Source organism: Corallococcus sp. CA041A, assembly GCF_003612075.1.
GTDB classification, from domain to species: Bacteria; Myxococcota; Myxococcia; order Myxococcales; family Myxococcaceae; genus Corallococcus; species Corallococcus exiguus.
Genome location: NZ_RAWF01000321.1, coordinates 1 through 10,315, shown reverse-complemented (window position 1 = coordinate 10,315; position 10,315 = coordinate 1). Strand labels below are relative to the sequence as shown.

The window sequence follows — 10,315 nt, the reverse complement described above, 5'->3', positions numbered from 1 at the left end:
GCCCCACCCCTACCGCCGAGGGCGTCCAGCGGCGGAACCGCTCCGGCAACGCCTGCTCCCCCAGCGTAAGGACGGCCGCCGCGCCCGCCGCCCAGGCCATGGCGAGCCGCAGGTCCACCGAGACGGCACCCAGCCCTGACGCCAGCACCTGCGCCACACCCGCCGTCATCGTCGCGGCCGGAGCCGGGAAGCGCTCCGACCCCAGCACGGACGGCTCTGGCACCAGCAGGTAGAACAGCGGCACCACCACCAGCGCCCCCACGACGCACCCCAACAGCTGCGCCAGGAACACGCGGCGAGGATCCGCGCCCAGCAGGTGTCCCGCCTTCTGGTCCGTGAGCAGGTCCGCGGAGGAGGACGCCGCGTTGACCGTGATGCCCGCCGTCGCCAGGTTCGCGCGCACGTCCCCTGGCAGCAGCACGCCATACGTCAGCTGCGTCACCTGCCCCAGCGCGCCCACGGGGCTCATGTCCGTCTCCCCCGTGACACGGCAGGAGATGAGACACAGCACGAACGACAGCGCCACCGCGAGCAGCGCGTGCGGCACCGGCACGTCGAAGCCCACCCGCGCCAACGCCACCGTCGCGGGCGTCAGCACCAGCATCCCCGCCACCCACCACCGCCCGGGCACCTGGAGCGCTTCAATGGGATGCGGCGCCTGACGCTGCCCGCGCAGCCCCCGCAGCGCCCGGCCCCACACGCGGGCCTGGAGCGCGAACTGCAACAGCGACGCGGTGGTGAGCGCCGCCGCGCCCGGCCACAGCGCCCACGCGAGGAAGTCCCCATCCGGAGCCACCACGCCCGCCGCCATCAACCGGGGCGCGACAACGCCATGGACGAAGAGCGCCCCCAGCCACATGGACGCGGTGACGCGCACGCCCAGCAGCGCGCCGCCGCCCACCGGCATCAACCCCGTCTCCAGCGCGAACCCCAACCGCTCCAGCGACACGCCCCCCAGCGTCCCGGGAAACGCATACGCATAGGGCAAGCGCCCGAAGCCATCGCGCGCGAGCGTCAACACACCCGCGATCAGCCCGCCCACGCCCAGCATGCGCAGCCGCGGCCCCGCCGACTCCCCTCCCGAATGCAGCGCGCGAGCCGTCGCCGCCGCGGCCGTCCCGGACGCGAACGGAAGCTGCTCCCGGTCCACCAGCTGCCGCTTGAACGGCACCGCGAACAGGACGCCCAGCGCGGACAACAGGAACGTCCACGCCAGCAGCGTCATCCCGGGCAGGTGGTGCCCCGTCGTCAACAACCACGCCCCCTGCACCGACACGAGCGCGCCGCCCGTCGCATACCCCGCCGACGACGCCACCGTCTGCGCGCACCCCAACTCCAGCAGGGACAACGGGCTCCCGGCGACGCGCGGGCTCAAGCGCCGGAACGCCCCATGCGTCGCGGACGCGAGCAGCGCGGCGGTGACGGCCACACCGAACGCCACACCCGTCTTCAGGCCCGCGTAGAGGTTGGTGGCGCAGGTGAGCACGCCCAGCCCCGCGCCCAGGAGCACCGCGCGCAGGGTGAGCTGGGGCAGCCGGTCGCCCTGGTACACGTGCTTCAGCCAATACGTGTCCACCTCCGCCTGTGTCGTGCCGGGGATGCGCAGCAGCGTCAACGAGGCGTCGGTGGGCGTGTCCCCGGCGGGGACGGCGCGGGGAGCGGAGGCCGTCATGGGCCGTCCATCCTCTCCGTTCGTCCCCTTCCGCGCCACCACGGCCCGAGGCGTCAGGCCTCGCGCGAACGCAGCAGGTAGAAGACGTAGCCGTAGCTGTCCCCGTGGCGGCGGTACAGGTTCACTTCCTGTTCCGCCGCCGCGATGACCTCGCGCAGGGCCGCGTCCGCGGTGGGGCGCAGCCGGTCGATGCGCTGGAGGAGCGGCGTGTAGTAGTCGTCCCACCACGCGGACGCGGGCAGCGTGAAGGTGTCCAGCACCGTGAAGCCCGCGGCCTCCGCGCTGGCGCGGTTCTGGGCGATGGTGCCCATGGACGGGTACCCGGCGGACCAGAAGCGCACCGCCTCCGGAGGACGGACGTCCGTGAGCCAGGTGCACTCGGTGACGGCCACCTGTCCACCGGGCGCGAGCAACGGCCGCCACTGGCGCAGGCCCTGCTCGAAGCCCATCAGGTAGATGGCGCCCTCGGACCAGAGCAGGTCGACGGAAGCAGGAGGCAGCGACAGCGCGCGCATGTCCTCCTGGCGCGTGACGATGGCGTCCGACAGCCCCTGCTCGCGGGCCTCGCGCTCCAGCCGGTCAAGATAGGGCCGGTGCAGGTCCACGGCGGTGACGCGCGTGCCCAGCTCCCGCGCGAGCACCAGCGACTGCCGTCCAGTGCCCGCGCCCAGGTCCAGCACGCGCGGCGAGGGCGGCAGCGGGGACAGGCGCCGCAGCGCTTCCCGGGTGCAGGCGTCACTGCCAGGGCCCAGGCGGGGCAGCTCGTTGTAGAGGGTGAAGAAGGCGTTGACCGTCTGGCGCAGCTCGCCGGAGCTGCGCTTCACGTTGCCCTGGAGCAGCGGGACGCGCTTCCAGTGCTCCTCGATGCGCTGCTTGAACAACTCCGGCATGGGCAGGTCCGCGCGCAGCGTGGTCCACGTGTCGAGCGCGACCTCGACGGCCCCCTTCACCACCGGGAGGACATCGTCGTCGCTCAGGCCCAGCTTGCGCGCCAGTCGTTCGAAGCTCTGGAGCGACACGTCCTCGAAGCGCTTGGACTTCGCCAGGTTCAGCGCGAGCTGGTCCTGCGGCATGTACTGGATGGTGGAGACGAAGTCGTACGCGGGAGACAGCGTGGGGCGCGTGCCATCCGGATAGTAGAGGGACCAGTTCTTGTGGTGCGCGTCGCCGTTGCCGCACGCGATGATGAACACCAACCGCCGCAGGAACTCCTGGAGCGCGTCCAGGCCCGCGACCTTGAGCAGCACGTTGGCGATGGTCTCGTAGTTGTACTTCTTGTACTTCTCATCGGAGTACAGCCCCAGCACCTGCGCCAGGTCCTCCATGTGCACGCGGCGGCCGGGGGACGGCCGGTCGAAGCGGCGGATGGCGTAGGCCAGGTCCTCGCGCAGGGTGATGCCCTCCGGGAGGCCGTGCAGGTCAGCGACCGGGAGCAACTGGAGCTCCGGCACGTCGATGCCGGTGGCGCGCGCCCACGTCATCACGGACAGCTCGTTCTCCGGCACGCGGTCGTAGCGGTTGTCCGGGAGCTTGACGATCCAGTCTCCGCCCAGGCCGCCCATGGGCAGCGTCATGCCCCGGTCGCGCCGGAGCATGGAGAACTTGAGCTGCACGCCCGCGAGCGAAAAGCGCAGCGGCTCACCGTCCGAAACGGGTTCGGCGGGAGCTTCGGCGAGCGGCGCGTCGTGGCCGGCGAGCTCGCCCGCGGGGCGGACGATGACGGCGCCGGAGAGGTCCGCGCCCAGGTGGGCGATGAAGAAGAACTCACGCTGCCGGGCGATGTGCTGGCGTTCGGAGATGAGGTCGCGCAGCGGGCCTTCGGGCAGGAGGTTGGAGAAGAACGGCGGCAGCCGCATGCGGCTGGTGTGACGGCGCGACAGGTCGTCCTCGAAGAACTGGCCCAGGACGGGGCGAGGGTAGCGCTGGCGGTAGTCCTCGGAGAGGCTGAACTCGATGCGCTCGTCCGCGAGCAGCGTGAGCGTGCCGACGTGCACGTCGCCAATGAGGACGTCGAGGATGCCCGTGGTGGACACAGGGAGCGTGGGGTCCATGTCAGTCCTCATCGTCGTCGATGATCATCGACTGGAGCGAAGGCCGGTCTGAGTCGTCCCAGCGCGTGCGCGCCTCCATGAACTGGCGCAGGACGGGCTCCAGGACCATCTGGCGCAGGTGGAGGAACGCACCGTCATTGCGCCGCAAGGACTCCATGGCCTGCGGGCTGAGCCCATGGCTGTGGAGGATGTCCTCGCTCGGAGGCGGCTGCGCTTCGAGCATCTGGGAGAGGGAGTGCCCCGGCACCGGAGGATGGAAGAGGAAGTTGAAGGTCCCTTCCATCAGGCGCCGGACCGTCCTCCGGTCAAAGACCCGCTGCGTGGTCCACCGGGGGTCACCCGCGGGAAGGATGGGCTGGAAGCCCTCGCCCTGCTGCTCCAACAGCTCTCCGGGGTCCAGCACCGCGCCCGTCAGCAGGTGGCGCGGCTGGAGGGACAGCATCGCGATGCGCAGGACCAGCGGGGGCCGCGCGATGGAGTGGGGAATGACGGGCATGCCCGTCTCCATCCACCATCGGATGAGCGGCGGCGGCACCTGCGCCAGCAGCGTCTGGAGGGAGCGCTCCTCGTCGGAGCGGATGGCCGCGAAGACCTGGAGGGCCTCCGGGGGCTTCAGCTCCCAGCCGCCGAAGACGATGTGGCGCCAGATCCAGCGCGACAGCAGCTCCCGCGAACGCGGTGTCGGCTCCGGGTGCAGTTGGAAGAACCGCGTCAGCAGGACCAGCGAGTTCTCCGGGGCGGGCAGCAGCTTGAGGTGCGGGATGAACGCATCGCGCTTGAGGAACACGATGGCGTCCCGGAGCGCCCGGTCCGTGCGGCGGACGGTCTCCGTGAGCTCGTCGTCCTGGTTGAGCTGTTCCTGGTAGCCCCGCGTGAAGTCCAGGCCGCGCACGGCCAGCACGGCGCGCAGCAGCAGCGACTCCGGGATGCTCCCGAAGCCCAGCTCCCGCAGCCCTTCGGTCACCGACTCCAGGCTCAGCGAGCGCGAGCCCACGTACAGCGCATTGAACACCTCTTCATCCGTGAGCGGACGGCCCGCGGTGTTGAGGCGCTTGAAGATGATCCGGAGGACCTTCTCGTCCGCCGTGTCCACGACGTACGCGGGCACCTGGTACTCACGGATGGCCTTGCCCAGGCGGATGGCGGCGCGCAGGTGCTCCGGGTGTGCCTCCCGGCCCGGGTAGCGGTTGAGCCAGTGGAGCAGCGACTCGCTGTCCAGCACCTCGTTCATCGGGAGCCAGTGCGGCGGCGGAGCCCCTGTCTCCGGGGGTGCATGCAGTTCCCCCGTCTCCAGGTCGAAGTAGAGGTGGAAGTCGTCGCGTCCGGCTTCGTCGCCATACGACGGATGCAGCAGCACGCCCGCGAGCGCCGTCACGCGCTGCTGTCCGTCCACGGCCCACAGGCCCTGGCTGGTGGAGGGCGCGTCGATGCGCACGGGGCCGAAGCTGACATTGGCGGCGGGGGCTTCCCGTCGCCAGAACAACAGGGTCCCGATGGGATAGCCCCGGTACACGCTGTCCAGCAGGTCGCGCACGTCCTCCGCGGTCCACCGCAGGGGGCGCTGGAAGTCGGGGATGCGCACCTCGCCGCGCCGCACGCGGTCGAGCAGGTCCTCGATGCTGAACGACTTCGTCTCCGGGCGCCGCGTCAGGGGAGCGGGCATCGCGATCCTCCTCCCCCGGTCTGTAACCCGAAGCTCCAGAACCCGCCACCTACACCGTGGAGCCCCGTCGCTTCGGCAGCAGCACCACCAGCCCCAGCGCCACCAGCCCCGTCACGGTGGACAGGACACGGCCGCCCTGCCCCACCGCGTTGACGTCCAGTTGCAGATCCAGCAGCCCGTTCGCCAGGTTCCATCCCCAGTGCAGCCCCACTGCGCCCCACAGCGAGCCCGTGCGGGCCACCGCCGCCGCGTACGCCAGGCCCGTGCAGAACAACATCAGCCACTCCAGCGGCCCGTTTCCCAACCGGTACACGTGCGTGAGCACGAACACGCCCGCGGACAGGGCCACGTAGCCCACGCCCTGCCCCGCCACCGGCCACGCGCGATACCAGAAGCCTCGCGCCACGATGTCCTCCGCCACCGACGGCACGAACGTGGACACCACGATGCCCAATGCCGCCACCAGCAGCGCCGTGCCCATCAACGGCTTCTCCAGGGGCTGCACGCGCATCACGCCCACCGCCACTCCCACCAGCACGGACAGCGGCTTGAGCACCAGCATCACCGCCAACGCCCGCGCGAGCGCGGAGCCCCGCCACTCCAACGCATACGCATGGAAGCCGTTGCGGTAGCCCAGCCACCGCCCCACTCCCCAGGCCACCGCGTGGAAGAGCGTCATCATCACCGCTGCCACCACGGCGTTCCCCAGCAACCGTCCGCCAATCCCCTCCGGCGCTTCGTAGCAGGCGTACAGCACGACGAACGCGAGCGCACAGTGCAGCGCGACACGCGGGGGAGACGATGACTCGGAAGGTGCGGGGCTCATGAAGGAGGCCCCCTCATAGCGCGGGAAACGTCCCCCCCGCACAGCCAACTTCCGCGAGTCCCTGCGTATCGCACCGCGAGTCACCGCGACTCCCAACGAGGGGGAATCCAACATGCGCATCACCCATCACGCCCGGTTCATCCGGGCGCTCACGGTCGTGGCCTGCCTTGGCACCGCCTGCCGCCCGGAAGACGCCGCCGAACCCACCACTCCGCCCGCGCCCCAGTCGCCCGCCATCTCCGGCGTGCGCTCCACGTGGGCCCGCATTGGGCCCAAGGCCGAGGCCCGCGAGGTGAAGTACGAAGCCATCAACGGCCTGGCCCTCTTCGAGGGCGACATCATCCTGGGCACCGTGGAGGACGTGGAGCGCGAGTCTCCCAAGGTGAAGGCCCAGGCCGGCAACCGCGTCTCCGCGGAGAGCATCCAGGTCAGCGGAAGCAGCAAGCGCTGGCCCAACGGCGTCGTCCCGTACGTCCACGTCTACGGCTCGCTGGATGACAACTTCGTCGTCAACGACGCCATCCGGCACTGGCAGCGCCGCACGGGCCTGCGCTTCGTGCCCATCTCCGCCAGCACGCCCTCCTCCGTCGACCACGTCTATTTCGTGAAGGGCCAGGGCTGCTCATCGTCCGTGGGACGCCAGGGCGGCCGGCAGTTCGTCACGCTGGAGGGCGCGTGCAGCCTGGGCAACGTCATCCACGAGTTGGGCCATGCCATCGGCTTCTGGCACGAGCAGAGCCGCGAGGACCGCGACAGCTTCGTGGACATCCTCTGGGACAACATCGAGCCCAACAAGGAACACAACTTCGAGCAGCACATCAGCAACGGCGACGACGTCGGGCCCTATGACTATGGGTCCATCATGCACTACGGCGCCCGGGACTTCGGCATCGCCGACCCCGTCACCGGCGTGCGCAGGGTGACCATCCAGACCAAGGGCGGCCAGGCCATTGGCCAGCGCACCGCCCTGAGCGCGGGTGACGTCGCCTCCGCCGCGTCCATGTACCCGGGTGAGATGGAGGGCAACTTCGAGGAGAGCACCTCCACCGGCTACGTGAAGGGCTGGACCTTCGACACCGCGTCGCCGTCCGTCTCCGTGGACGTGCACTTCTACATCGACGGGCCGGCGGGCTCCGGCGCGTACGGCGGCGCCGCGACCGCGAACGTTTCACGCAATGACGTCAACACCGCGTACGACGGCATCCTGGGCGACCACGGGTTCTACTTCCCGGTGCCGGCCTGGTACCGCGACGGCCAGAACCACACGATGTATGTCTATGGCATCGACGCGCAGGGCCTCCACAACCCGCTGCTCGCGGGCTCGCCGCGCACCTTCAACCTGCCGGGCGCCTTCGGCACGCTCGACAACATCTCCTACGACGGCACGGTGACGGGCTGGGCGCTGGACCTGGACTCGCCGTCGGCGTCCATCGCGGTCTACTACTCCATCGACGGCAACCCGGCGTCCGTGGCGAACGTGACGGCGAACCTCTACCGCGCGGACGTGAAGAGCGCCTATCCCATGGCGTCCGGCGCGAACGGCTTCTCCTTCCGCATCCCGGACCACTACGTGGACGGCCTGGACCACACGCTGCGCATCTACGCGTTGGATCAGCAGGGCCGCCACAGCCCGCTGCTCGGCAACGCGCCCAAGACGTTCCGGCTGGCCATGCCCTCCGTCTACAAGGCGGGCGTCTTCGCCGGCACGGGCAGCGCGGATCAACTCATCGCCATTGACGGGTCGGGCTATGGCCCGCGCGTGCTCGTCTCCGGCTACGTCAACGCCAATGCCTTCCCCAATTTCCACTACCAGGAGTCCTGGAGCGCGTCGGTCCTGCTCAATGGCTGGCACAACCCCGGTGACATCAAGCTCCAGGGTGACTTCCGGGGCCTGGGCTACGACCAGATGCTCTTCATCAACACCGACGGCTGGGGCGGCCGCGTGATGATCACCGACTTTCGCGACGGCGCCGCCCCCTCGGAGGTGCGCTACCACGAGTCCTGGGGACAGAGCGTGCTGCTCGACGGTTGGCACAACCCGGAGGACCTGCAGCTCGCGGGCGATTTCCTCAACCGGGGCCATGATCAGGTGCTGTTCTTCAACCGCTCCGGTACGGGCGGCCGCGTGATGATCACCGACTTCAGCGACGGCGTGGTCCCCTCGGAGGCCGGCTACCACGAGGAGTGGAGCGCCCCGAACTCCTTCGAGGACTGCTCCGAACCCGACGACCGCTTCTACGTGGGCGACTTCCAGAACCGGGGTTACGACCAGGTGCTCTGCCTCAACCGATCCGGCACGGGCGCGCGGGTGAAGCTCCTCGACTTCAGCGCGGGCGTGGGCCCGGCGCAGGTGCGCTACGTGGAGGCGTCCGGTGCCTTCACCGTGCTCGACGGGCTGATGGACGCGGACGACAACCAGGCGGCGGGGGACTTCCGGGGCCTGGGCTATGATCAGCTCCTGCTGGTGAACAACGGCACCACCGGCACGGCCATGCTCATCGCGGACTTCCTCGACGGCGTCGCGCCCGCCGAGGTGCGCTACAGCGAGGCGCAGGGCGTGAGCTACTACCCCACGCTGTTGGCCAACCGGATGCTCGTGGGCGATTTCCGCGGCCTGGGCCACGACCAGGTGCTCTATGGCTCCTGGAACGACCCCACCTACTTCACCACCATCCTGGACTTCGCCGACGGCGCCGCCCCGCCGGAGCTGCTCTTCCAGAAGGTGGAGATGAACTGAAGCCGCTGACGTGATGACTCGCGCCATCCTCCTGGTGACTGCAGTCACCGGCCGGGCACCTGGCGCGAGCATCCTCTTCCTGTGAGTTCCAGGGGTTGCGCGGGTCACCTTGTCGGCATGCCCGCTGCAATGAGGTCAGGGCACGTCGCTGCTCAGACCCAAGGTGATAACCATGATCGACCTCAAGGCCACGGCCCGCTCCTCCTCCCTGCTGCGCCCCACCACCGCGGAGTCCGCGCTCGTCAGCCCGAAGGCCCAGCTCTCCGCGGGGCCTGTCGCGGACGCCTCCCGGAGCATGCCGGCGCGGGGCTTCAGCCAGGTGGACTCGTTCGAGCCCGCGATCATCAACCGGCGGCAGCCGCGCGGGATGTCCGCGATGGAGGGCGCGTCGGACATGCTCAGCGCCCCGGCCGCCTTCGCCCCCCGGGGTCTCCCCCCGGAGCTCCAGAACCTGGCTCCGGCTCCGGCCGCGACCCAGGCGCCGGATCCTGCTCCGCAGCAGGCCTCCAACGGCGTCCCCAGCGCCAATGACAAGCGCCCGGCCGGGGACAACCGTTCCGCCGCGCAGATTGTCGACGACACGCCCGCGCTGAAGAACCTGGGCCGCCAGAAGGACATCAAGTTCGACCAGCTGTGCAAGCAGACGGGTGTCGACCCCAAGCTGGACCTGAAGGATCCGAAGCAGAACGCCGACGGCGTCTACCGTCTGGCCAAGGTGCTGGAGTTCATCGACAGCGCCAAGGCCTCCACGGGCGGGGACCGGGATAGCAAGGTCAAGGGCGGCGTAGGTGACGGCAACATCGAGGGCATCACCAAGGACGGCGACGCGCGCCACGGCACGGAGGCCGGCATGGTCAAGGACTTCGCCGAGAAGGGCTACTCCTTCCTGGGCGAGCACCAGCTGCCGACCACCAAGGACACCCACGTGAAGGCGGACGGCAGCAACAAGGACAACTTCCAGTGGGCCGCGGGCGAGGCCGGCAAGGCCCTCTGGTTCCTGCCGGGAGTCAGCAACGTCCTGACGGGCGTGGGCAACTCGGAGGGCGGCTTCAAGGGCGTCCTCGAGGGCGCCGCGAAGGGCTACGTCAACACCCTGAAGGGCGCCGCGGAGGGCGTCATCGGCTCCATCACCAAGGGCCGCGCCAACCCGGCCGGGATGATCTTCGGAGGCGTCATGGGCGCGCTGGGCAACACCGAGGCCGCCCCGCAGCCGGTGAAGGACATCGCCAACATGCTCTACTAGGGGGTGTCCCTAATTAAGCCAAAGCATCATGCAGGCCAGGTGGAGGACCGCCAGGTAGTTGGTGGCGGTCTTCTCGTAGCGGGTGGCCACGGCGCGGAAGCGCTTGAGGCGGTGGAACATGCA

General features: G+C 69.8%; 6 protein-coding genes and 1 pseudogene. 2 read left to right on the top strand and 5 right to left on the bottom strand.

Translation table 11 applies throughout. From position 1 onward, the window contains the following. From D7V77_RS36770 to D7V77_RS45840, 4 genes are all read right to left on the bottom strand, one after another. Window positions 1–1,672, bottom strand: a 1,672-nt coding sequence (locus tag D7V77_RS36770; RefSeq protein ID WP_147452278.1) for an OPT family oligopeptide transporter, incomplete at its 3' end; no start/stop codon positions are given. A 53-nt stretch (window positions 1,673–1,725) separates the two neighbouring features. Continuing rightward, window positions 1,726–3,723, bottom strand: coding sequence for a HipA domain-containing protein (locus D7V77_RS45195; protein WP_233597460.1), 1,998 nt, complete (start codon window positions 3,721–3,723; stop codon window positions 1,726–1,728). Window position 3,724: 1 nt separating this feature from the next. Then, entirely contained in the window at window positions 3,725–5,386 is a 1,662-nt protein-coding gene (locus D7V77_RS36760) for a DUF262 domain-containing protein (protein ID WP_120580922.1), read from the bottom strand. A 49-nt stretch (window positions 5,387–5,435) separates the two neighbouring features. Further along, window positions 5,436–6,212: a CPBP family intramembrane glutamic endopeptidase gene (locus D7V77_RS45840; protein ID WP_158624558.1), complete on the bottom strand. Its 777-nt coding sequence runs from the start codon at window positions 6,210–6,212 to the stop codon at window positions 5,436–5,438. Between the two features lie 112 nt (window positions 6,213–6,324). Between D7V77_RS45840 and D7V77_RS36750 the strand changes: the two genes are divergently transcribed. Beyond that, the gene (locus D7V77_RS36750; protein WP_120580920.1) at window positions 6,325–8,949 is read left to right on the top strand and encodes a M12 family metallopeptidase; all 2,625 of its coding nucleotides are present in this window, start codon (window positions 6,325–6,327) and stop codon (window positions 8,947–8,949) included. 172 nt (window positions 8,950–9,121) lie between these two features. Then, the gene (locus D7V77_RS36745) at window positions 9,122–10,192 is read left to right on the top strand and encodes a hypothetical protein (RefSeq protein WP_120580919.1); all 1,071 of its coding nucleotides are present in this window, start codon (window positions 9,122–9,124) and stop codon (window positions 10,190–10,192) included. A 9-nt stretch (window positions 10,193–10,201) separates the two neighbouring features. On the opposite strand, the pseudogene D7V77_RS36740 reads toward D7V77_RS36745, so the two are convergent. Continuing rightward, a pseudogene (locus tag D7V77_RS36740) lies at window positions 10,202–10,315 on the bottom strand (IS5/IS1182 family transposase); the annotation flags it as partial.

Excerpts from the sequence above, each read along its gene's own strand:
- D7V77_RS36750 (WP_120580920.1), top strand. The coding sequence starts at position 6,325 with ATGCGCATCACCCATCACGCCCGGTTCATCCGGGCGCTCACGGTCGTG.
- D7V77_RS36760 (WP_120580922.1), bottom strand. The coding sequence starts at position 5,386 with ATGCCCGCTCCCCTGACGCGGCGCCCGGAGACGAAGTCGTTCAGCATC.
- D7V77_RS45195 (WP_233597460.1), bottom strand. The coding sequence starts at position 3,723 with ATGGACCCCACGCTCCCTGTGTCCACCACGGGCATCCTCGACGTCCTC.
- D7V77_RS45840 (WP_158624558.1), bottom strand. The coding sequence starts at position 6,212 with ATGAGCCCCGCACCTTCCGAGTCATCGTCTCCCCCGCGTGTCGCGCTG.
- D7V77_RS36745 (WP_120580919.1), top strand. The coding sequence starts at position 9,122 with ATGATCGACCTCAAGGCCACGGCCCGCTCCTCCTCCCTGCTGCGCCCC.